This window comes from Paludisphaera mucosa (assembly GCF_029589435.1).
Lineage (GTDB): Bacteria > Planctomycetota > Planctomycetia > Isosphaerales > Isosphaeraceae > Paludisphaera > Paludisphaera mucosa.
The window spans coordinates 85773-107957 of sequence record NZ_JARRAG010000004.1 but is presented as its reverse complement, the minus strand read 5'-3'; the positions used below and the strand labels follow the sequence as shown (position 1 = coordinate 107957).

Genomic DNA, 22185 nt, shown 5'->3' with positions numbered 1-22185 from the left:
GAAACCAACGGGGACGGATTCGCTCGTCGACTTCGGAGAGCCGTCATCCATGTTCGCCCACCCCGACCGAGCCCCGATGAACCCGGCCTTCGACGTCCGACGCGTGGTGGCCGCTGCCTGCGCGAAGTACGAAGAGTCGTGGCGCGACGCCGGCGGGGCGAAGATCGAGTCGTTCCTCGAAGGCCTGGGCGAGGCGGAACGTCCGGCCGTGCTCCGCGAGCTGATCGCCCTGGAGGTCGAACTCCGCGCAGGTCGCGGAGAGCGGCCCGAATTGACCGAGTACATCCAACGGTTCCGCGACGACGCCGAGGCCGTCCAATCGGCGATGGACGACGTCGACCTGGGCGGCGAGCTGCCATCGAGGCCCCCCCGGCGCCGCGAAGGCGAGACACATCTTTGGTCGGAGGTCTCGCTTGAGACGGGCGTCGACGGGCCGGGATGGGCGACGACGATCGAGCTCCCCCATGACCTGGCGCTCGAACTCCCGGGCGGACCTCCCTCGGCGTCGAGGCCGCCCGGCGGCGTCCGCTACGAGCTCGTCGAGAAGCACGCCCAGGGGGGGATGGGGGAGGTCTGGCGGGCCCGCGACCACGACCTGGGCCGCGAAGTCGCCCTCAAGAAGCTCCAGCCCGGCAAGGCCGCCGACCCCTCGATGCGGGCTCGCTTCCTCAGGGAGGCCCGCATCACGGGGCAGTTGCAGCACCCCGGCATCGTCCCGGTCTTCGACCTCTCGCGCGACCAAGGGGGCGGGCGCGCATATTACACGATGCGCCTCATCGAAGGCCGGACGATGGCGGAGTCGGCCCAGGCCTACCACCAGGGTCGTCGAGACGGCTCGGCGGGGAGGGTCGAGCTGCGAAATCTGCTGGGCGCGTTTGCGAGTGTCTGCCAGGTCGTCGCCTACGCGCACAGCCGGGGCGTCATCCATCGCGACCTCAAGGGGCAGAACGTCGCGCTGGGCGACTACGGCGAGGTGATCGTCCTCGATTGGGGGATGGCCAAGGTCGTCGGCGCGACCGAGTCGGAGCCGGGGCCGGAGTCCCGCGGCAGGACCGCCGCCACTCCGCCCATCGAGGCCGACTCCCACGAGGAATGCTGGGACGAAACGGCCGCCGGCTCGATCGTGGGGACGCTGGCTTACATCCCCCCGGAGCAGGCGCTCGGGCGGCTCGACCAGGTCGACGAACGGAGCGACGTCTACGGGTTGGGGGCCATCCTCTACGAGATCCTCACGGGCGAGCCCCCGTTCCGCGGCACCAAGGACGAGCTGCTCCGGAAGGCGGTCCACGAGGCCCCCGCGCGGCCTCGTCCGCGCAACGGCGAGGTCTCCGCGGCCCTGGAGGCGATCTGCCTGAAGTGCCTGGAGAAGTCGCCGGGCGACCGCTACCCCACGGCCGACGCGCTGGCGAAGGACGTGCAATCCCACCTGGCGGGAGAGCCGGTCTCCGCGTACCGGGAGCCGCCGGCGGTCCGCGTGATTCGATGGGTCTCGCGACATCGGACCCTCTCGACGGCCCTGGGGGCGACCCTCCTCGTGACGACCCTCTGCCTCGCCGTGGCGACGGGCCTGCTCGAAGCGGCCGGCCAGCGCGAGGCCTCGGCGCGGTCCAAGGCGGAGCGGAACCTCGACGTCGCCCTGAGGGCCGTCGACCGATTCTTCACCAAGGTGGGCGAGGACCCGAGGCTCAAGGCCCTCGGCCTGGAGAAGCTCCGTCAGGACCTCTTGGCCGAGGCCAGGGCCTTCCACGAGCAGCTCTCCCGCGAGGGGGGCGAGAGCCGTCGGGTCGTCGTCGCACGGGGCCGGAGCGACCTGCGCCTGGCCAAAATCACGGGGGAACTCGGCGAGCCCCGCGAGGCCAGGTCCCTGGCGCTCCGCGCTCTCGCGAGGTTCTCGAGCCTCGTCGAGCACGACCCCGGCGACGTCGAGTCACGCGAGGGGGCCGCCTGGGCGCTGGACGAGCTTGGGGCCTACTGCGCGGCCGACCGCCAGGTTGACGAGGCCAGGGCGTTCCTGGGACGGGCGGTCGCGGCCTGGGAGCGACTCGTCGACGACCATCCCGCGTCCCGCGATTACCGCCTCCGCCTGGCGACCAGCCTCAATCGGCTCGGCCGCCTGCTCACGCTGATCCTCCGCGAGCCGTCGGACGCCCGGGTTCTCCTGGAGCGATCCGTGATGCAATGCGCATGGCTGGACCAGGCGGGGCTCGCCGCCGCCGACTCGCTGAACGAGCAGGCCGAGGCCGACCTCCTCCTGGGCTGCCTCCTGAGCGAGGAGGACTTTGCCTCGGCCCGGCCCATGCTCGACGGGGCCCTGTCCCTCCGGGAACGGCTGGTCTCCGAGAATCCGCACGACCTCGGGCTCAAGTCCAGCCTGGTCGACGGCTGCGTGCTGGTCGCGACGGCCTATTCAAACGCGCGGGTCCCCGGGCTGATCTCGTCGCTCTTCGTGCAGGTCCGCGAAGACGGCCAGAAGATGGCGCGCGAGCACCCCGACGTCCCGAACTTCACGGACCAGTGCTGCCTCATCGAATGCCTCTACGCCATGCACCTCGTGCGGGCCGGAGAGCACGAACGGGCCGCCGACGTCCTTGAGAAGGCCGTGGCGAGGTCCCCCCGGTTCGGCCTGGGCCTGCTCTACGCCGCCTGCGGCTTCTCGACCGCGTCCGAGGTCGCGTCCCGACCGCCGGGCCCCCCGGCGGCGGAGACCCGACGCCGCGTCGAGCGTTATCAGGAGCGGGCGATCGCTCTGCTCCGGGACGCGGCCGGGACGGGCCTGTTCCGCCAGCCCCACCAATTCCTCGGACTTAAATCGGAGGACCTCGACCTCGCCCCGCTCCGAGGCCGCCCCGACTTCCAGCGACTGGTTAGGGAGCTGGAGGGCCCGGCTCCTCGCTGATCCACCCCTACCTCCGATCCCGGACCACCCTCGCCGCCCACTCGACGATGAGCGCTCGCTTCCCCGCGGAGAGGTCGCGGGAGACCGGCATGAAGCGGGTGTTCGACCGAAGCCGGGGATCGATCCCCTGCGCGATCCGCTCGGCGTTGTCCTCCATCTGCGTCTGGTTGGAGAAGTCGATCACCTGGGACATCGCCGGGTAGACGAGTCGGTAATAACGGAAAACCGTCCGATACATGAACTCCCAGCTCGTCCGGACGTCGGGAGGGACGGATCGGTAGCTGTCGCGGGGGAGGACCCGCACCCCGCCGTAGCTGTTGAGGCCCCAGGGTCTGGACTCGAGCAGGTCCGGGCCCTGATCATCCACCGTCAGGGCGAGCAGGGCCGGACCTGGTCGCATCGCGGCGATCGGTACGACCAGGGGCTCGGACCGGCCCCGCGGGAAAACGAACGTCGGGACGAACCGCACCCGTTGCCGGAGACTCGACTCCGACCCGACTCGCGTCAGCACGGTCCCGGCACGCCGGTTCGCCGACTCCGGAACGGTAACGGATTGATACTCCCACAGGTGGACGGTGACGTCCCGCCGCGGCACTCCCCCCCGCTCTCGAACCGAGATTGCGATCTCGGCGCTGTCGCCCGGGTCCAGGTAGATCCCCTTGTCGTCGACCTCGGCGGTGACGGCCGAGCCGGCCTCGGTCAGCAGGGTTACCCGGCGGCCGGTCGCGTCGTCTTCGGAGATCAAGACCAGATCGCCCCGGTCCAGGTCGTCTCGCGAGACTGCCCGGGGGTCGTATTCGACGTCGAGCACTCCTCCCCGAGTCTCGTAGGTGGCATACTCATACGCCAGGGGGCGGCTGATCGGAACGACGCTGCCCCCCCCCGGCGGGGCCCACCCGAGCCGAACCGTCCCGAGATTCGCCTTGACCGGCTTGGCCGGCGGCGGATCGAAGCCGTCCTCGGGGAAAGCCGATATCAGATCGAGCGAAACCACGTCCCGGCCGCGTTGGACTCGCGCCGCAGCCGGGCCGAGGTACTCGGCGGCGATTCCAAGAATCGTCGACGGCCTGGGGGGGCCGCTCGCCGGGAGGAGAGACCGGTCGGCCGACGCCGAGGTCAGGTCTCCGTCCTCCCAGAGGCCCACGGTCCCGACCACGATCGCCTCGGCCGGGTTCCGCACGAACCGGCCCTGGTGGAAAAGCTCGATCAGCTCGTTGGTGCGGATGCGCGGCTCGGGTCGGAGGACGCCGAAACGGACGACGAGGCCCCGCGCCGCTTCGGCGGCGGCCCGAAGGGCGTCCAGTGCGATCGACCGACCGGCCCCCTTAAACCGCAGAGATTCGAGCGGGAGGGCGAACTGCCAGGACGCCCCGCCGCCGGGGAAATTCTGCTCCCCTTCGTAGACGGCCGCATTGCGAAATAAGGCCCGCCGGGCGTGCGCGCGGACGTTGATGGTCGCCGAGATACCGGCCACTCCGTTGCCTAGCGAGAACGCGCCGAGGAAGAGCTGGGCGGTCGCCGACCCCGTAGGGTCTAGGTCGCAGATGACCGCATCCGGGCCCCTTATCCTAAAGAACTCCATATCGGCCGGCGAGCCCTCGATCTCGACCAGCGAGCCTATGATCGGGTCGTCCGAGTGAGTTCGCCCGTTGGAGTCCGTCACCGAGCAGACCGAGACCTGCGTGAAGCTCGATGACATGTCGCCGGCGTAATTCCACCCGACTCGCATATATGTCTGAACGCGATGATTGATGGGATGCGTTGCCCTGTAAGCCGATATCAGGGCGGCCGTCGCATCCTCGTCGTTTAGTTGCAAGAGATCGGGGCGCAGCGTGACGTCGACCGCGTCGCCGTTGACGACGACGTCGTCGTTATTGCCAGTCGCCGGGTTGAAGGTGCAGTTCCCGCGGAAATGGATACGCGGATAAGCCAGGACGCTCAACGGACGTTCCTCATCGGGGGGACTTGGAAGGGGAATCGACCGGATGAAGGCGAGAGAGGACGACTGGCACCGGGGAGGCAGACGAAGGACGTGGCCCGACCACGACCTCGAAGATTCGGTCGCTCGCGCGGGTCGTCCCGCCGTTGCCGGTGGAGGCGGAAATCCCCCCATAGATGTGACCGACCACCACGTTCCCCCGGAGCCGGTCCAGCTGCAGCGCGTCGAACGCGAACAGGGACGGGTCGGCCGGCACGAACCGGGCCCCGGCCCCGAGCAGGCCGGGCAGCCGCAGCGGGGCCGGCGGGGCCGAGACGCCCCGGCAGACGAGCGTCTCGCTGAAGGAGCCGTCGGCCCGCCGGGTGACGCAGCTCACGTGGTCGACGAACGGTAGTTCGGCGTCCGGCCGGAAGGCCCCGTCCACCCCTGCGACGACCTCGGAGATCCCGCCGAAGAAGACCGTCGCCGTCGTCCTCGTTGTCGGTTCGCGGACCGTCAGCGTGGCGCAGTTGTAGTGAGAGAGTTGCTGCCGAAACCCAGTCGGGTCGACCCGGACGGACGGCCCGGCGTCCCCCGGGTCGATGTCGATCGGCCGGGTCCAGGCGTGTCGACCTGTCTCGGAATCGCGGTTGGGCCTGAAGACCCCGCCGAAAGCGGTGATCCCCGGCCGGCCGTCGCCCCGGACTGCGACGATCGCGTTCAGGTCTCGGCGGCGGAACTCTCCGTCATGGGTCGACGTCCCGGTCGGGGTCCCCTTGAGAATCGAGACCGCCGCCCCCGTGTCCTCGACCCGGAACGGACGGACCTGATGCGTGTAGGTCCCCCCACGGTCATCCTCGCCGACGTAATTCCTGTCGAACCGCTGGCCGAAGACGAGGTAGAACGTCCCGTCGAGGGTCAGCATTTCGCCCCCGGTGACGCGGAGGAAATCGTCGGGGGCGGACTGGCGGATGTGCGACCCGATCGGCCCGCCGCCCTCGACCGCGTCGGCGGCCGCCGAGAGGTCGACGACGGTGAGACGACGATGGGTGGTCATCGCGGTCCCGCCGGGACCGAGCCCGAACCCCCCCGCGAGATAGAGCCGGTCCCCCACCTGGGCGGCCTGGGGATTCACTACGGCGAGCGATACGGCCGCGTCCGGCGGGACGAGGTCGGCCAGGGGCCGTGAGCGGGCTCGCCGCCGGACCGGATCGATCACCCAGAGGCTCTCGTTGCGCCGGTCGAAGTTGGTAAGCGGCGGCGGATTGCCGGGACTTCGCCGGTCGTGCAGCCCGGCGAGCCGGCCCCCGATGCAGACCCAGCGCCCGTCCGCCGTCCGACCCACGGCGAACGACTGGAGTCCGGGGGCCCCCACGCCCACGACCTCCCGGAGCTCGATCGTGAACGGGTGTTCGTCTCCTCGGGCCGGAGAGCCCGCCATGGCCACGATCCCGATACATATAAAAGTAAGATTGTAAGAGAACCAGTGTCGCATGACGTCCCCGCGGGTGAAAGGCGACGGTCGAGGGGTCATTGGCCCCTCATCGAATTGATCCGGGCGACGACATCCGGGTCGGGTCTGGGCGGGCGGGATGGGGGGATGTAGAGGGTCGACGAGGTGGAGAATCGCTCGCCGGTCAGCGAGCCTAGCGCGACGGCACGGATCATCGGCCCCGCGCCGAGGTGGGCTGGCGCCTCGTAGAGGTAGCCGACGTGGCCGAGGGGGTGGATCCGGGCCAGTCGATCGACCAGTATCGGCAGCAGCGAGAGCGGGTAGCCGTCGGCCCGAAAGAGCGGCTCGCCAACGGCACCGATCTGCCAGAGGATCAGACATGATGACGGGTCGATCATCCGACCGTGGACTAGAAAGTCGGTCGCATCGTAGGATTGGCACCCGGACCGGGCCGGGTCGACGCCGAGGTCGGCGAACAAGCAATCCTCGGCGGAGATCGCCGGCAGGATCTGCGCCGGGAAGCCCTCCTCTCGGGCCCGGCGGACGGCCTCGTGGACGGGGTCGGCGAAGACTCCCGGGTGACCGTAGGAGGCGATGCAGGTTATCGAACCTTCACGGACACATTCCATGACACGCCCAGCCATCTGGCGGTAGGTGATCTCGCGTGGCTTCCGATCCTCGTAGAACGTCGAGAGCGATTCGACCCCTCCCGGGTTGAGCCGCCGGATCGTCTCGTCGGCCACGGGGTCGCTGATGAGGGTGAAGACCCGGTCGGCCCGGCGGATCCAGGCGATCGCCTCGGTCGTGATCTGCCCCACGATCCGGATCCCCGTGCCGACGGCGATCAGTCTCCCCCGCCCCGCGGAACGCTCCACCATGCCGCCGCTCTCCGCCGGGAAAACCTCGGATTCGACCTGTGACGACGACGACCTGGTCAGTCGCGGCCCACTTGGCCGTTTCCGTCCATATAAGGGTTGTCCAACGCTAGTGAAGCGGTGGCTCCTTAGATGAATTTGGCGGACACTTCTCCGGAACTGGGCCCGCCGACGGCTGGCGAGACGGCGTCGTAAAGAACGCGAGCGGCCCGGGCACCGGCGCGAAATACGTGAGCGGCCCGGGAACCGACGCGGGATACCCGGAGCCGCCGGGCACCGGCGCGAAATACGTGAGCGGCCCGGGAACCGACGCGGGATACCCGGAGCCGCCGGGCACCGGCGCGAAATACGTGAGCGGCCCGGGAACGACGCCCGGGGCCGGAGCGACCTGAGGAAAGGGCATCCCGGAGACCATGGCCGCCTGGTTCTGATATCCCATGCCCAAGGGGACGAAATAGACGATCAGCGTCATGACCGACGGCTGGGGGTAGACCCCAGAACACGTCGGCGGATAGCCGGGCGCAGGGTTCGAGGGCTGATCGACCGAGCCTATCGTACCGCAGGCACGTGCTTCCAAGCCTAAGGTGTCCTGGCTCAGCAGCAACTGCACATCCGACTCGGATAGGTCGAATTGAAGCATGACGGCTTCTGGATCTTCGAGGTACTTCCCCATCAGCTCGGCGTCCGTCGCCAAGTGTGACAAAAATCGGACGAGTGACGAAGACATCCGCACCTCAAGCAGCGACGAGGATCGAGCGGTCGGGCCGCCAGAAACGATGGTTGTGATGCAGAATAAGCGCTCGCACAAAGCCTTGCAAATAGTAAAAAAGATTTGTAGTCATCCGGCTGGCCTTTTCAGAGGCCGTCCGGCGATCAACCCCGTCTTTTCCGCCGATCATCCCAGTCGCCACCTTCGACCAGGGGTTTTCGACCTGGCGGAGCAATCGCACGCCCTCCGGGTCGCGCGAGCCGAGGATGTGCCGGCCGAGATGCAGGCCGTCCTCGCCGAGAAGCAAGGTCGGCGACCGATCAGGTCGCCGCCATGGCGCGAGCCGACGCTGTCGCGGCGTTCCGCCGATTCGAGCCGCGGGCCCCGATGATGACGGCCATGTTCATGTCATCGAAGTCGTCGTCGCCAGAAGAGTCTAATATTCTGGCGATTACATGTTAACTCGTTTCCGAATTCCGCCGGACGCGGCGGGGTCGCATTCGACGCGCCGTCCGGAGCCGACCGCCCCCCCGCCCTTCCCTGCCGTCGCCGGCCCTCAGCGGGCCCGCCTGCGGGCGGCGGGCTTGACGGTCCGGCCCCGGCCCAGCGAGGCGACGAAGGGGGCGACCGCGTTGCCGGCCAGGTCGGTCGCGCCCGCCCCGCCGGCGGCGGCCGCGTCGATCCGGAGCCGGCCGAACGCCGAGCGTGTTCGGCGCCCCCCCGGCAGGGCCAGCGAGACCACGGCCGCGTCCGTCGGCGAGGCCCCCACCGACTCCAACGTCGCGGACGTCGGGCGTATGACGGACGACCTCTTGCCCAGCAGGGCGTAATCGCCGGCGTCGTGCAGGGTGGACGCGTCCATCCCGCTCGATTCGTCCCGGAACAGGACCGTCACGCGGCCCGACCGGTCCGTCGCCACGCCGACGACCTGCGGCGCGACCGTGTCCACCACGACTCGCCCCTGGTTCGCGGCGAGCGAAACCGGCTCACCGGGATATCCCGCGGGCGGCGTCTGCACGGCCGTCACCGCATACGCACCGTCGGCCAGCGGGGTCGACTGGACCGACCACGCCCCCGAGCCGTCGGCCACCCCCGACCCGATCGGGATCGTCGCGTCGGCGATCGTCGGCCTGGCGTAGAGTTGCACCGTCGCGTACGGCGTCGCCGTCCCGGCGAACGTCGGCCGGTTGGTCAGCGTGTACCCGTTCGCCGCGTTCGGGCCGTTGCCCGGCGCGATCGCCAGCCCCGCCGTGAACGAGAAGCTCGCCCCGGTGTTCACCACCTGCGCCGTGGACGAGGCCGTCGCGAACGGGGAACCCGACTTGTAGATCGCCACCTTCACCGGGTACGACCTGGCCGAATCGTACGAGATCGTCCCCCGGACCTCGAATTGGTCGCTCGTCCCGGCTTCCAACCTGATCGCGCCCGGCCCCGTCCGCCCTCCTCCCCAGTCGATCAGGGCCGAGTACGTCCCGACCGCCGTCGGCGACGGGTCGGTGAAGGTCGCGATCACCACGTCGTCGGCCGGGGCCCCGGAGTTGATGGTCTGGCCCGCCGAGGCCACGAACGTTCGGCCGGAGGCCGTCACGCCGCTGGACGGCGCCGTGATGGTCGCAGTACCCATCGTCGACCCGCTCGGCGCGTCCCCCACCCCGACGATCGAGATGCTGGTCGTGAACGTGCCGGCGCTCTCGTAAGGGTGGCTCCCCGAGACGGTGAAGCTCGACGGCCCGCCCTTGATATCGCCTGGACTGCTCGAACCGTCGCCCCACTGGATCACGGCTGAGAAATCGGCGATGCTCGAGTTCGGCCTCGTCGTCGCGAAGGTGGCCACGGGGCCGCTGAAGGGCGTGGTCCCCAGGCCGCCGGAGATTGCGACCGGGGCTGCGATGATCGAGTAAGGTTCGACGATCGAGATCGAGCTGGTCGCGAACATGGTGAGATTGGCCGTGTCCGTCACGCCGATGCGGACGCTGTAGATCCCCGCCGTCGGGAACACGAAGGTCCCAGAGATATCCAACGTGTTCGGCGACGCGGTGGTCGTGGTGCGTCACTCGATGATCTTCGGGTAGGATGGCCTCTCTGCTCCGGTCGCAACGCGGCCCCCACGGAGGTCCGACATGGCCAAGAGGTACGTCCTGAAGATGACCGCCGAGGAGCGGGCCGATTTCGCCCGCCTGGTACGCAAGGGGAACGTCGCCGGCTGGAAGCTGCAGCGGGCCCAGGCGCTGCCCAAGTGCGACCAAGGGCCGGACGGGCCGGCCTGGCCCGACGACAGGATCGCCGAGGCGTTCGGCGTCACCAACCGCAGCCTGGAATCGTGGCACAGGCGGGCCGTCGAGCACGGGCCGACGGCCGTGCTGGAGCGCAAGGGACGCACCCCGTCGACGCCCCCGAAGCTCGGCGGCGAGAACGAGGCGCGGCTGACAGCTCCGGCCTGCTCGCAGCCGCCCCAGGGCGCGGGCGGGTGGTCGTTGCGGTTGCTGGCCGAGCGCCAGGTGGAGCTGGAGGTGATCGGCTCGGTCTCGCACGAGACCGTCCGCCGCGCTCTCGAAAAGGCGAACTGAAGCCGCGGCGCAGGCAGATTTGGTACATCCCCCTGGATCAGGACGCCGCCTTCGTCTGCTAGATGGAGCAGCTGCTGGAGGTCTACCGGCGGCCCCGCGACGCGAGGTGGCCGGTCGTCTGCATGGACGAGCAGCCCAATCAGCTCGTCTCCGAGGCGGGACGGCCGATCCCGGCTGCCCCGAGGCACCCTGCGCGGGTCGATTGCGATTACGTGCGCGAGGGGGCCTGCACGATCTGGATGTTCGTCGATCCGCTGGGCGGCTGGCGGGACGTCCGCGTGACCGGCACCAAGACCGCCGTCGACTGGGCGCGGCAGGTCCGGCAGCTGGTGGACGACCCGAGGTACGCGCAGGCCGAGCGGATCACCCTGGTCTGCGACAACCTGATCACCCACGGCCTGGCGTCGCTGTACAAGGCGTTCGGGCCGGCCGAGGCGATGCGAGTGGCGCGACGCCTGGAGCTGGTCCACACGCGAATGGCACTTAGATTTTGCTAGCTCGTTTGAGCATATGGAGTTTGATCTCCCTTCGCGGCCGCTTCAATTCCTCATACCCTCTCGGCCCCTTCCTGGTCATGCGGGGCTCGAACCGGTCGGGCCGGTCGGCCACGCGATGCACGGCGATGGCCCCGAGCAGTTGCTCGTAGAGTTCCTCTTGGTCGTCCGCACCGCTGTGCGCCCGGTAGGCGATCAGCGGCCGGAACGCTTCGAGAACCTGGAGCGTCGCTTTGAAGCTGATCGAGCGAGGTTCCACATTTTCGATGGTCGCCGCCTGTGCCATCACCGTGCGGATCAGGTTGTACGCCAGGACGTGGGCCCAGATCTCCTTGCGCACCAGCTCCGGCGTCTTGCACCGCAAAACATCCATCTGCAAGGTGATTTTGATCGAACGCAAATCCAACTCGTTGTTCCACCTGGCCCGGTAGAGCGAAGCCAGCTCCTCCGCACTCGCCAGCCCGGGGTCCAGGATGGTCGTCACGACGACGACCGACCGCGTCCGGAACCCGGGCTGCACTACGCGGAAGCGAACCTCGCGGACGGTGATCGCCTCGGGCAGCGCGTTGTACGTCGCCCGGTCCACCGAGCGGATCGACGACGGCTTCTTCCACACGACCACGTGATCGTCCTTGCCCAGGCGGGTCCCCTTGCGGAAGTCGGCCCGGCGGTGCGCCGACAGGCGGCTGACGGTGTCGACCCCGCGTTGCTTGAGCAGGTACATTCCGACCCAGCCCGACATCAGGCGGTCGCCCAGCAGCACGTCGCCGGGGCGGAGCACGTCCCACAGCTGGCGCAGCAGGCTGACCTCGCCCTGGCCCTTGCCGGCGTAGCGGCAGACGCCCAGGTCGAGGATCGCGCCGCAGGACAGCGAGATGATCGCCCCGATCCGGGCGGGGGCGAAGCTCGTCCCGGGCACTTGGTTGTAGGCCAGAGGGTATTCCCGGCGGTTCTCCGGGGTGTCGGGCATGGAGACCGTCGAGCCGTCGAACAGGCAGACGCGGCGGCCCTTCCAAAGCCACTGCGGGTCGACTCGCGCGTCCAGGTTCCGCCCCACGAGGCGGGCCACGGCGGCGAAGAACCGCTCGGGCAGGCGCTTCCGCGCCTGGCAATACGCCCCCGTCTCGGAGCTGCACGGCTCGAGCCCCTGTGAGACCCGGTGGGCGATCAGCCGCGCGACGGCGGCGCGGCAGGACTGGTCGGCGTTGAGCACCTGTCCGATGAACACCCAGAGGGTTACCAACGGGGCGTAGATGCGGTCATTCCAGGTCGCCTCGATCTCACGGAGGGCCTCCTCGAGGCCGCTGGCGGATAGGACGTCGGCGAAGGGGAGTCCGCCTTCCTGGACGAACTGTTGGCGGAGGAGGTCGATCTGATGCCGAAGACGTCCCTGCGCGTAGTTGAACATCAATCTGGCTCCGAGCCGGTGAGGGTTGTACGCCCTCATCAGAGCCAGAATGCCCGTGGCTTCCTATCCTGCGGCGGGGGAACCGTTTGTGAAAATCTAAGTGCCATTCGGTCCACACGCCGAAGCACGGCAGCTGGCTCAACGTCGCCGAGTCGGAGCACGCCGTGCTGACGCGGCAGTGCCTGGACCGACGGATCGCGGTGATCGGCGAAGTGGCCGATGAGGCGGGCGCATGGGGCTCGCGCCGCAACTCGAGGCAGGTGGGCGTCGAGTGGCGATTCACCACCGAGGACGCCCGGATCAAGCTACGGCACCTCTTCCCGAAAATCATCGAGTGACACGTCACTACGGCCTTACCTAAGCATAATGTCCGCTCCTTCGACGCACGGCTGCGGGCGCCGCCGCGTCACGATTGGTGGCGACCCGAGAATCGCCATGCGGCAGTCATGGGCGAAGATCTTTCATGCAATCGAAATAAAGGCGTCTTATCGGATTCCTGTACTTTCCGGGAGTCGATAACATTCAAGCGGCCAGGCTGAGCAACCGTTCGGCGGCGGCTTGGATTTCCTCGTCGGTGGCCCCGGGCCGCAGAGCCGCATGAATCTGCTCGCCCAGCAATTCGCGCCGCCAGGCACGCCGCTTGTCCACGAAGCTCGGCCGGCGCAGGAGGGAGTCCCAAGGCAAGTCCGAGCGGTCCACCAGGGCATCCTCATCGCGGCCCCACGCCCATGCCTCGGTAAGCGTGAATGTCCACAGGCAGTCGTGGAACGCCCCGACGCCGGCGTGGATGAACCGCACCTGCTGCTGGCCCGCCCCGACGACCTGTTTACAATCGCGGAACGTGATCTCCAGGCCGAAGCGATTAGATATCGTCCCCAGGATGTCCGCGACCGCGGCCGCCAGGTCGGTGCAGAAGTAGGCCACCCATCCCGTCGGCTCGTCCACCATCACCACCCGGAACGCGCCTCCGGCTGGCCGCCATGTCGCCGTGAAGGTCTTGCACCGCTTGATCAGGTTTCCGTCGTACAGGTCGAACACCTCTGTGGACCAGCCCCGCCGCTGTCCCGCCCGCTTCGCCAGGTCGATGCGGCGCTCGCCGTAGATCCATGGCCGGCCCGGCCCCCGACGATCCGCGGGAACCTCCGGCGGCAACGACCACAGCGCGACGTCACACCTCAGCCGGCTGACGACAGTCATCCCCAGGGCCTTCGCTGGCTTGAGCACATCCGCCTTGGCGTAGGCCCCGTCGGCCACCAGCCAGACCGGCTTGCCGAGAAGGCCCAGCCAAGGATGGGCCCACTGGAGCAGCTCCACGGCGAGCACGAGCTTGGTTCGGAACCCGGGCCGGTGCTTCGGGTCGATCCCGGGAAGGTCTTTCTTGCGGACGTAGAGACGGGACAGGAGCGGCAATGCGATAGTGCCCCACGACGGATGCACGGCGAGCAGGGCCAGGACGACGAAGACGTGAACGTAGACGTGCGGCGATCCCGCCGGGCCGGGCGCCGGGTTGTGATGGATGCCCGCCCCCTGGACGTGCGGCCCGTACGGCCGCGTCGGGGCGTCGTCGAGGGCGAGCGTCAACCGCCCATCCGCGGCCACGAGCGGCGCGACGATGTCGATCAGGACCCGTCTGGCGATGCGGTCGGGCCGCTTGCCCGCCGCCGCGACGGCGATCTAGCAGGAATGGTACCGGCAACTCAGCCCGGCGGCGCGGATCCAGGAGGTGACGGTCCGCCGGCCACGCGCCAGGACGACGCCGAGGAACAGCAACGCCAGCCTCGGGGCGGAGCGGCGGTCGAGGGTCACGGCGAGCTGGGAGAACCACTGGCACGGGTCGGGTATCGGATGCGAGTATGTCATGGCTGGCTCCGTCCGGGATGATCGGCTGGTCTGGTAACCGCCATCGTCCCGGCCGGGCCGGCCCTTGTCGATCCGCTGCCTTCTTGGAGGCGAAGGCGAACCGTGTCCGATGCAAAAGACTACTCGCTGGACGGCGATGGCCGCGAGGAGTGGGATCGCACCTGGAAGGCGATGCCGCAGCGCCGCCTATCGTCGCCGCCGAAAACCGGCCTCAGCAGTGATGCATTGGGCCGCTTCGGTAATCCCATCGCTTTCACGATCTCCCAGGACCTTCACCAGTTCTGCGACCGGGTGTGGCGGGAGACGGAGTGCTGCCCGATCTGCGGCGAGCGGACGTTAGGCGAGGATCGACTCCCCGCCAGCCTACACCCGAGATGGGCGAGTGGGCTCGCCGTGGGCATCGGGGTGTGGGTCCATCGGGCATGCTTCGAGAGCTGCCCGGACACGGGCGAACATGCTCCGATTCCCTGGTGAGGAAGCGCGTCCCGTGGCCAGGCGTGCTGATCTACCCAGCATGCATATAGCTTCGGAAAGTGCAGCGGATTCACGAGGGGGACAGAATTCCATGGCCTCTAGGCCGCGGACGTCTCACGCCGAGGCCGTCCTTGGTTCGGCCGGTCTGCGAAGGCCAGGGCATGCGGATCGATTACGCAGCTTCATCGGTGCGTTTCACGGCCGGCCGATTCGGGACCTCCCACCTTGGTCCGCTTGCGATGGACCTCGTTCGAGGATCGTCGCCGCGTGTCGATGCGCCCGCGTCGGCGGGATCGGTCCGCGCGGAGCCCTTCACCCCCCCGCGGCCCCGGTTCGTCGTGCTGTTCCCGTACGGGCCACGAGCGCGATCGTGGCCGCTCGGGGAACGCGGACGGTCATCGAGACGGCGGCCCCGCCGCCGGGCGGTCGGGCTTCAAGAAGGGCTCGTCCAGTTGCATCTCGAACTCCTTGACGCGACGTCGGAGGTCGTCGGCCGCGGAACCGGCGGGCCGTCGTCACGGCAACGAGGTGGAGCAGGGTCGCGTTTTCCCGAGACGCCCGGACCTCGGTCGCGTCGGCGGCCGAGCGCCGGCCCGACTTCAACTGGGACTTCGCCCGGCCCCTTGATCTCGACGATCCAGTCGAAATGTCCCCGGGCGGCCGCGACGCGTTCGGCGTCGACCTTGGCGACGGCCGTCGTCGCGGCGTCCACCGCCTCTTGCTCTCCGTCGTGGGGAACGTCGTCATCGTCGTTTCTCGACGCGAAGGGCGCTATGCAGGAGGCGGCCGGCGCGTTCGGCCTTAGCAAGGCCCTGCTCGACGCAAGGGCGGGCCGCGCCGAGTCGATCCGCGGAACTCGTCCTGTCAGCCCTTGGCGTCCTCGACGGTCGGCGGGGGCGCGACGTCGACGGGGGACGCGGTCCTGGAGGCCGTCGGGCCGGGGCGAGGGCGCGCGCCCGGACGCAGGATCTCGGCCATCTGGATGGCGAGGGCTTCAAACTCCCTGGGATTGGACGGGGCGACCGCGAGCATGACGTTCTCGTCGGATCGCGGGGCGGACGGATCCACCGGCATGCAGACCTGGTGGTTCCGGATGTTGTGGACGCCGTACAACACCTCGACCTCCCACTTGCCGTTGCGTTCGACTTCCTGTCGGAGGCCGAACGAGGCCTGGGCGGCGTTGATGCAGACGGCCGACTCGACGAGGGCTTCGCGATAGCCGGGGACGTCGCGCGCCTCGGGTCCCCAGACCTCCTTGAGGCCGTTCGCCGCCTCGCGGACCGAGACGAAGACGCGCTGGGTGAGCGAACGGAGCATGGGCGAGACGGATTTCGACCAGAACTTCAGGGGCCGGAGGTAGGCGTCGACCGCGGCGGTCACGGCACCGCAACCGCTGTGGCCGAGGACGACGACGACGCGCACGCTCTGGCTCAAGTTCGTCAGCGCGAAGTCGACGCTCGCCTGGCAGACGTCGCTCATGACGTTGCCGGCCACGCGGATGACGAACAGGTCGTTGAACCCCTGGCCGAAGAGCATCTCGGTCGGCACCCGGGCGTCGGAGCAGCCCACGACCACCGCGAACGGCGACTGCGTCGGCATCTCGCCGCGGGTGCGCAGCATGCCGACCTCCAGGCCGTTGCAATGCACGATGTAACGCGGCTCGCCGTGCGAGGGGGTGCCGGTGCGGCAGCTCTCCATCCATTGCGAGAAGAGTCGGTTGCCGTCCTCCAAGACGCGCCGGGCCGCGTCCGCGTCGTGCGGCAGGGGCTTGGCCGAGGGTTTCTCGGGATCGAAGCGATAAATATAATCAATCGTGTTCATGGAGATCCCTTGCGATGCTCTCGGCGTGAAGCTTCGTCGATCCGGCCGTCGCACGGGAGGGGCCGGGGCCGTCCGCTGCGATGGCACGCATTTCTTAAAGCATACTCATGACGAGGGTCGGAATCACTCAGCGTTTGGACGAGACGCCGGAGAATCCCGGGGGGTCGCCGTCCGCCGATCCTCCCGCTCCGCCCCGGGCCGCGCGTCCAGGTCGTCTCGGAGCTTGCGGACGGCCGCTTCCTTCGCCTTGGCCTCGACCTCGACGGTCACGTCGAGGCCGCGCCAGCAGTCGGGGAAGTCGTGCGGGTCGACGAAGTCGTGATGACGCTCGGGCCTCGGTCCGTCCCAGCCGGCGATGGGGCTGGAGAGGTGGAAAAGCGGCTCCCGGTTCCAGGTGGCGAGCGCCAGCTCGGTCGCCTCCTCGACGGATCGGCCGTCGGGATTGCAGCGATGGTGGTGTACGTCATAGACCAGTGGCAGGCCGGCGGCCTTGCAGACGGGGAGCAGGTCGGCGGGCGTGAAGGTCCGATCGTCGTTCTCGACGGTCAGGCGACTCCGAGCCCTCGGCGAGAGGCGGTCGAGGGCCCGGGCGAAGTCGTCGAGAGCTTTCCGTTTGTCGCCGAAGGTGCCGCCGCCGTGGACGTTGATCACGTCGGCCCCGATCCACTCGGCCACCTCGGCCTGATACTCCAGCTCGCGGACGGACGCGTCGACGACGTCGGGCCGCCGCGAATTCAGCACCACGAACTGGTCGGGATGGAAGCAGGTCCGCAAGCCGTGGAGCGACGCGAACGCGCCGCACTCGCGGAAGCGACGGACGATCCCGTCGCCCTGGGGAAGCTCCTCCATCCCATAAGCGAGTTGGGGATGCGTCTTCAGGGGGAGCACCTGACTGTTCACCCGGAAGCAGCCGATGTCGGCGGCCTTGCAAAACCGCAGTGCGGCCAGCAGGGCCTCGGCGTTCGCCAGGCACAGGGCCGACAGTTTCACCAGTCCATCGGCCCGACTCAGGCGATTCACGTAGGCCGCCGTCGTGGTGACGAACCGGATCGGCTCGTCGCGGAACGTGCAGCAGAGCCCCAGCCGGATCATGATCGGTCCCCTCTTTTCGCGACCCCGGGGATCGCGGCCGCGAAACGCCCGGAGGAATCAGCACGCATCGACGAGACGACTCCCAACTGCGACCGCATGCAGCCTTGGGGAATGAATTTACGATGACGACTCGGGCCCCGACGACTGCCCGCCTTCCGCCGAGGATGGTTTTCGAACGGCGTATCGCTCGATGGATTTCGAAGGCGTTCGCTTGATTTCTTTATGAATCTCAACAAGAACCATTCCGAAGCGGTTTCGTAGGATGGACAATCCGGGGATGCGGTCTGAAGGCGGCCCGGCCCGCGTCGCGGCCGATTCGTCGGGGGTCGCACCTCCCCGGGGCCTCGACGAGATTCACGGTACCATCTTGCACGAGGGAATTGGGAGCACTACAAATGTCTCTTGCCGGAAGTGAGTCGCGACTCGCCTTCCGGCCCCGGCCCTCCCCCGGGACGCATTCGGGCTTAATCGCTTCTCCCCCGTGATCGGACCCTTCGACGGAGGCGGCATGCTCTGGATGCGACGCGTCATCGCGCTGGTCTGGCTCGCCTCCATGGCGTCGGCGGGAATCGGCCGCGCGGCGGACGATGCCAAGCCTGCGGATCGCGATAAGGTGTCGAACGACGATCCCGGCCGTCCCTTGCAGATGCCCCCGGCGACCACAGAGGTCAAGGAGGCGCTCGAGGATTTCGAGCGCTTCAAGAAGCGAGGCTCGTGGGAGCGGGCCCTCAAGGCCCTCTACACGATCAGCGAAGACCAGGCCCTGCGGTTCGTCGACGGCGCCGACGGCTTCATCGTCCCGGTCGCGCGGAAGCGGCGCGAGGTCCTGACGGCCCTCCCCCCCGAAGGCCAGGCGGCCTATCGGCTCTTCTACGACGCCGAGGCGCGCAAGCTGTTCGAGAAGGCCGAGGGCGACGCCGAGCAGGCGAACCTGGAACGGATCTACTCGGCCTACTTCACGACCTCGGTCGGCGCGGCCGCGGCCGATCGCCTGGGAGACCTGTATTTCGAGCAGGGGCGGTTCGACCGCGCGGCCGATTGCTGGCTCGCCATCCTCCGCGATCGGCCCGACGCCGACCTGCCGCCGGCCGCCGTCGCGACCAAGGCGGCGGTGGCCCTGCACCGGGCCGGCCGACGTTCCGAGTTCGACCAGCTCCGGGCCGAGATCGAGGATCGCCATCGCACCGAGCGGACCACGCTCGGCGGCCGCACCGAGTCGCCCCCCGACCTGCTCCGCCGGCTCGTCGACGCCGATCGTCCCGCGTCGGCCCCTTCGAACTCCGCCGCGGTGACGGACGCGGGGCTGATCGACCAGGCCGACGCCGTGGCGCCCGCCTGGCAGTTCCGGATCGCCGAATCGATCGAGGCCGGGATGACCCCGGTCGAGCTGAACCAGTGGCGTTCCGGCCCGCTCAGCTCGGCGGCGCCCGCCGCGGCCGTCGACGGCTCGACCCTCTACGTCAACTTCCTGGGACGGTTCCTGGCGCTCGACATGGCGACGGGCAAGATCCGCTGGCGGACCGAGTCGTTCCACCACGTCGAGCTGCTCGCGCAGCAGCCCGCCGGCCAGATGCTCGACGCCTTGCAGTTCGCGATCCTGGCCCGCGGCAAGCTGCTCTGGACCGTGTCGAAAGACATGAAAGACCAGAACTACAACTCGTCGATGCAGCTCGAATGCCGACGCGCCGAGGACGGCGAGGTCCTCTGGAAGCTCTCAGACCTCCCCGAGTATGCGGGATACGAGCCGTCGGGGCCGCCGATCCTCGGCGACGGCAAGCTGTTCATCCCGGTGAAGATCCAGCAGAATCAGCCGCTCCCGCAGCAGTGGGTGCTGGCGGTGCGGCCGCAGGACGGCCGGCCGATCTGGAAGGCCGAGGTCGCCGTCTCGCGCCAGGCGCAGCAGATGTACTCCTATTACGGCCGCCGCGACCAGAACCCGCAGGTGCGGCTGCTGCTGAAATCCGGGGCGCTCTACGTCGACACCCACGTCGGCCTGCTCGTCCGGCTCGACGCCGACTCGGGCACGCTCGACTGGGGGTATGGCTACGAGACGGCCCCGCTGGAGACCGAGCGTTATTTCTCCTACGGCTATCAGAACCAGGAGCCCCAGGTCGCCGGCGAGCCTCCGCAGGACCGCGGTGACGCGCTGGTCTTCAAAGGGGCCCAGTCGTCCAGGATCTACGCCATCGACCCCAATCGCATGACGGTCGCCTGGCGCCGGCCGATCGGCAAGGCGGTCCGCGTGCTCGGCGTCGACGACCGCTCGATCTATCTCGGGGGCGAGGAGATCGCCGCCCTGGACGTCGGCACGCGGGCGCTCTCTTGGGCGACGCGGCTTCCCGGCGGGAGCCTGAAGGGGACGGTCCTGATCCGACCCGACGGAATCTGGCAGGGGACGCCCCGCGGGGTGTTCGAGCTCGACCCGAGGACCGGTCATGTCCGGCGGATCTTCCGGGGCGAGGACCTCGGGGCCGACGCCGCCGGCCTGCTCGTGACGCGCGACCGCCTGCTGACCGTCTCCAACCGCGCGATCACCGCCTATCCGAGGCCGTCGCAGAAGGCCCCGACGAACCCCAAGGAGAACGCCCCGCGATGAAGTCCATCCGCGCGCCCTGGAAAGTCGCCGCAGCGCGCCCGGCGGCGTGGATCGTGCTCGCGGCCGTCGCGGTCGCGGTCGCCGTCGCGGCCCCTTGCCCCGCCGCCGCGCAGGCCCCGCCGGACCTCGGGAACATCGAGGGCCTGACGGTCGTCGGCAAGGGGGTCGTCAAGGTCAAGCCGACCCTCGCCGAGATCGACCTCGACGTCTCGGCCTCGGCCGAGCTGACCGGCGACGCCATCGTGAAATTCCGCGACGCCAAGAAGCGCGTCCGCGACGCCTTCGCGGCCCTCAAGCTCGCCGACGTGGTGGTGGACGAACGCGGCCTGCTCGTCGACCAGAAGGGGGCCGCGTTCAACCCGTACATGATGGATTACGGCGTCCAGTCCAAGGCCAAGAGCGAGGTGCAGCTCTCGCGCAAGCTGGTCGTCCGCGCCACGAAGATCCAGGCGATGGAGGAGGAGGCCGTCTTGCAGCTCGTCGGCCGCCTGCTCGACGTCGCCCAGGACGCCGGGGCCCACGTCGGGCCGCCCAGCAACAGCGCCTATATGGCGTATCGTTACGGGATGAACTCGACCACCACCCTGGTGCGGTTCGTCGTCGAGGATTACGACAAGCTCCAGGAAGAGGCTTTCGCGAAGGCCGCGGCCGACGCGCGATCGCGGGCCGAACGCCTGGCCCGGCTCAACGGCCTGGAGCTGGGCGCCGTGCAGGCCGTCCGCGAGATGACGGCGCCGGGGAACACGTCGCGTTCGCCGTACGCGTACTTCTACGGCGAACCCCCCTCCCAGGACGACGATACGCTCCCCAATCGGCTGGAAACCACGAAGTTCCAGGAAGTCCCGATCCGCGTCGAGCTGCTCGTCCGCTACGCGATCCGTCCCAAGGGGGCCGCCAAGCCATGAGGCCTTCCCTCCGCGGATCATCCCCGACCGGGACGCGCCGCGCATTCCTCGCCCGCTGCGCCGCCGGCGCTCCGGCTGTCGCCGCCGTCGGCGGGGGCTGGCTGACCGGCGTCGTCTCGGGACTTTCGGCCGAGGAAGTCCTGCCCAAGCACGTCACGCCCGAGACGATCCGGGTCGTGCAGAAGGGCCTGGACTACCTGGCCTCGCAGCAGTCCGACGACGGCTCGTGGATCACCGGCGGCGGCCAGGTCTATCCGGTGGCGATGACCGGCCTGGCAGGCACGGCGCTGCTGGCCCACGGTGACACCCCGACCCGCGGCAAGTACTCCAAGACGGTCCAGGGCGCCGTCGAGTTCCTGGTGCGATGCGCGACCGAGACCGGGCTGATCACCGGCCCCGGTCAAGACGGCGGCATCCCCATGCACGGCCACGGCTTCGCCTTGATGTTCCTGGCCAGCGTCTACGGCATGATCACCAAGGAAGCCCTTCGCAAGCAGGTGCAGACGACCGTCCGCAAGGCCGTGACCCTGACCAGCCAGGGCCAGAGCGGCGCCGGCGGCTGGACGTATACTCCCGGCACCGGCGACGAAGGATCCGTGACCGTCACCCAGGTGCAGGCCCTCCGCGCCGCGCAGAACGCCGGATTCCTCGTCCCCCAGGCGGTCATCGAAGAGGCGGTCAAGTACCTGGACAAGTGCCGCACGCCCGAGGGGGGCATCCAGTATTCGCTAAGCAGCCCCAGCGGCCCCCGGCTGCCGATCTCGGCCGCCGCCGTAGCCACCCTGTACAACGCCGGCCAGTTCGACGGGCCGATCGCCACCGACTGCCTCAAGTACGTCTGGGACCAGTTCAAGGCCAACGACGGCTGGAGCAAGGGGGGCGGGCACGACTATTACGCCCACCTCTACGCCTCCCAGGGCTTCTACATGGCCGGCGACGCCTACTGGGACGAGTACTTTCCCAAGACCCGCGAACAGCTCATCGCCCAGCAGCAGCCCGACGGCTCCTGGAACGGCGACGGCATCGGCCAGGTCTTCGGGACGTCCGTCGCCGCGATCATCCTCCAACTGCCTTTCAAGTTTCTCCCGGTCTTCCAGCGCTGATGAAGGGGACGCGA

18 protein-coding genes are annotated in these 22185 nt (G+C 68.9%); 7 read left to right on the top strand and 11 right to left on the bottom strand.

Annotation, left to right across the window (positions count from 1 at the left end; genetic code table 11):
- The first annotated feature begins 49 nt into the window (after positions 1 to 49).
- Positions 50 to 2896 carry a serine/threonine-protein kinase gene (locus tag PZE19_RS31365; RefSeq protein ID WP_277864615.1) on the top strand — a complete coding sequence of 949 codons (2847 nt, stop codon included), beginning with the start codon at positions 50 to 52 and terminating at the stop codon, positions 2894 to 2896.
- 7 nt (positions 2897 to 2903) lie between these two features.
- Here the strand turns inward: PZE19_RS31365 and PZE19_RS31360 are convergent, their stop codons facing one another.
- The 6 genes from PZE19_RS31360 to PZE19_RS31335 all read right to left on the bottom strand — a co-directional run bounded on the left by PZE19_RS31360 (position 2904) and on the right by PZE19_RS31335 (position 9850).
- A complete protein-coding gene (locus PZE19_RS31360; RefSeq protein ID WP_277864614.1) occupies positions 2904 to 4595 on the bottom strand; it encodes a hypothetical protein in 1692 nt (563 codons plus the stop codon).
- 253 nt (positions 4596 to 4848) lie between these two features.
- Positions 4849 to 6255 carry a hypothetical protein gene (locus tag PZE19_RS31355; RefSeq protein ID WP_277864613.1) on the bottom strand — a complete coding sequence of 469 codons (1407 nt, stop codon included), beginning with the start codon at positions 6253 to 6255 and terminating at the stop codon, positions 4849 to 4851.
- 89 nt (positions 6256 to 6344) lie between these two features.
- Positions 6345 to 7145 (bottom strand): SAM-dependent methyltransferase, encoded by an 801-nt coding sequence (locus PZE19_RS31350; protein WP_277864612.1) that lies wholly within the window; start codon positions 7143 to 7145, stop codon positions 6345 to 6347.
- Between the two features lie 106 nt (positions 7146 to 7251).
- Positions 7252 to 7815 carry a hypothetical protein gene (locus tag PZE19_RS31345; RefSeq protein ID WP_277864611.1) on the bottom strand — a complete coding sequence of 188 codons (564 nt, stop codon included), beginning with the start codon at positions 7813 to 7815 and terminating at the stop codon, positions 7252 to 7254.
- A gap of 61 nt (positions 7816 to 7876) precedes the next feature.
- Entirely contained in the window at positions 7877 to 8158 is a 282-nt protein-coding gene (locus PZE19_RS31340) for a hypothetical protein (RefSeq protein WP_277864610.1), read from the bottom strand.
- A 249-nt stretch (positions 8159 to 8407) separates the two neighbouring features.
- A complete protein-coding gene (locus tag PZE19_RS31335) occupies positions 8408 to 9850 on the bottom strand; it encodes an Ig-like domain-containing protein (protein ID WP_277864609.1) in 1443 nt (480 codons plus the stop codon).
- 121 nt (positions 9851 to 9971) lie between these two features.
- Here PZE19_RS31335 and PZE19_RS31330 point away from each other — a divergent pair, with 121 nt between their 5' ends.
- Together PZE19_RS31330 and PZE19_RS31325 are read left to right on the top strand one after the other, a co-directional pair.
- Positions 9972 to 10418, top strand: a complete 447-nt coding sequence (locus PZE19_RS31330) for a helix-turn-helix domain-containing protein (protein ID WP_277864608.1) — start codon at positions 9972 to 9974, stop codon at positions 10416 to 10418.
- 62 nt (positions 10419 to 10480) lie between these two features.
- A complete protein-coding gene (locus PZE19_RS31325; RefSeq protein WP_277864607.1) occupies positions 10481 to 10915 on the top strand; it encodes a transposase in 435 nt (144 codons plus the stop codon).
- Here PZE19_RS31325 and PZE19_RS31320 read toward each other — a convergent pair.
- Positions 10902 to 12320 carry an IS4 family transposase gene (locus PZE19_RS31320; RefSeq protein WP_277858735.1) on the bottom strand — a complete coding sequence of 473 codons (1419 nt, stop codon included), beginning with the start codon at positions 12318 to 12320 and terminating at the stop codon, positions 10902 to 10904. The two genes, PZE19_RS31325 and PZE19_RS31320, sit on opposite strands and share 14 nt — an antisense overlap.
- A gap of 164 nt (positions 12321 to 12484) precedes the next feature.
- Here PZE19_RS31320 and PZE19_RS31315 point away from each other — a divergent pair, with 164 nt between their 5' ends.
- Positions 12485 to 12658, top strand: coding sequence for a hypothetical protein (locus PZE19_RS31315; protein ID WP_277864606.1), 174 nt, complete (start codon positions 12485 to 12487; stop codon positions 12656 to 12658).
- A 184-nt stretch (positions 12659 to 12842) separates the two neighbouring features.
- Here PZE19_RS31315 and PZE19_RS31310 read toward each other — a convergent pair whose 3' ends face one another.
- From PZE19_RS31310 to uvsE, 4 genes are all read right to left on the bottom strand, one after another.
- Positions 12843 to 13994 carry an IS701 family transposase gene (locus PZE19_RS31310; protein ID WP_438270005.1) on the bottom strand — a complete coding sequence of 384 codons (1152 nt, stop codon included), beginning with the start codon at positions 13992 to 13994 and terminating at the stop codon, positions 12843 to 12845.
- Entirely contained in the window at positions 13995 to 14180 is a 186-nt protein-coding gene (locus PZE19_RS31305; RefSeq protein ID WP_277864605.1) for a hypothetical protein, read from the bottom strand.
- Positions 14181 to 15518: 1338 nt separating this feature from the next.
- The gene (locus tag PZE19_RS31300) at positions 15519 to 16475 is read right to left on the bottom strand and encodes a carbonic anhydrase (protein ID WP_277864604.1); all 957 of its coding nucleotides are present in this window, start codon (positions 16473 to 16475) and stop codon (positions 15519 to 15521) included.
- Positions 16476 to 16598: 123 nt separating this feature from the next.
- Entirely contained in the window at positions 16599 to 17567 is a 969-nt protein-coding gene (gene uvsE / locus PZE19_RS31295; RefSeq protein WP_277864603.1) for a UV DNA damage repair endonuclease UvsE, read from the bottom strand.
- A gap of 508 nt (positions 17568 to 18075) precedes the next feature.
- Here uvsE and PZE19_RS31290 point away from each other — a divergent pair.
- From PZE19_RS31290 to PZE19_RS31280, 3 genes are read left to right on the top strand one after another with little or no spacing between them, the layout of a single operon-like run.
- Complete coding sequence (locus tag PZE19_RS31290) at positions 18076 to 20163, top strand: outer membrane protein assembly factor BamB (protein ID WP_277864602.1); 2088 nt, start codon at positions 18076 to 18078, stop codon at positions 20161 to 20163.
- Positions 20160 to 21068, top strand: a complete 909-nt coding sequence (locus PZE19_RS31285) for an SIMPL domain-containing protein (protein WP_277864601.1) — start codon at positions 20160 to 20162, stop codon at positions 21066 to 21068. The genes PZE19_RS31290 and PZE19_RS31285 overlap by 4 nt, the downstream gene beginning before the upstream one ends.
- Entirely contained in the window at positions 21065 to 22171 is a 1107-nt protein-coding gene (locus tag PZE19_RS31280; RefSeq protein ID WP_277864600.1) for a prenyltransferase/squalene oxidase repeat-containing protein, read from the top strand. The genes PZE19_RS31285 and PZE19_RS31280 overlap by 4 nt, the downstream gene beginning before the upstream one ends.
- The last annotated feature ends 14 nt before the right edge of the window (positions 22172 to 22185 follow it).

Coding starts and splice junctions, on each gene's coding strand:
- PZE19_RS31365 (WP_277864615.1), top strand. CDS start 50: ATGTTCGCCCACCCCGACCGAGCCCCGATGAACCCGGCCTTCGACGTC.
- PZE19_RS31360 (WP_277864614.1), bottom strand. CDS start 4,595: ATGTCATCGAGCTTCACGCAGGTCTCGGTCTGCTCGGTGACGGACTCC.
- PZE19_RS31355 (WP_277864613.1), bottom strand. CDS start 6,255: ATGGCGGGCTCTCCGGCCCGAGGAGACGAACACCCGTTCACGATCGAG.
- PZE19_RS31350 (WP_277864612.1), bottom strand. CDS start 7,145: ATGGTGGAGCGTTCCGCGGGGCGGGGGAGACTGATCGCCGTCGGCACG.
- PZE19_RS31345 (WP_277864611.1), bottom strand. CDS start 7,815: ATGGGGAAGTACCTCGAAGATCCAGAAGCCGTCATGCTTCAATTCGAC.
- PZE19_RS31330 (WP_277864608.1), top strand. CDS start 9,972: ATGGCCAAGAGGTACGTCCTGAAGATGACCGCCGAGGAGCGGGCCGAT.
- PZE19_RS31325 (WP_277864607.1), top strand. CDS start 10,481: ATGGAGCAGCTGCTGGAGGTCTACCGGCGGCCCCGCGACGCGAGGTGG.
- PZE19_RS31320 (WP_277858735.1), bottom strand. CDS start 12,320: ATGTTCAACTACGCGCAGGGACGTCTTCGGCATCAGATCGACCTCCTC.
- PZE19_RS31305 (WP_277864605.1), bottom strand. CDS start 14,180: ATGACATACTCGCATCCGATACCCGACCCGTGCCAGTGGTTCTCCCAG.
- PZE19_RS31300 (WP_277864604.1), bottom strand. CDS start 16,475: ATGAACACGATTGATTATATTTATCGCTTCGATCCCGAGAAACCCTCG.
- uvsE (WP_277864603.1), bottom strand. CDS start 17,567: ATGATCCGGCTGGGGCTCTGCTGCACGTTCCGCGACGAGCCGATCCGG.
- PZE19_RS31290 (WP_277864602.1), top strand. CDS start 18,076: ATGCTCTGGATGCGACGCGTCATCGCGCTGGTCTGGCTCGCCTCCATG.
- PZE19_RS31285 (WP_277864601.1), top strand. CDS start 20,160: ATGAAGTCCATCCGCGCGCCCTGGAAAGTCGCCGCAGCGCGCCCGGCG.
- PZE19_RS31280 (WP_277864600.1), top strand. CDS start 21,065: ATGAGGCCTTCCCTCCGCGGATCATCCCCGACCGGGACGCGCCGCGCA.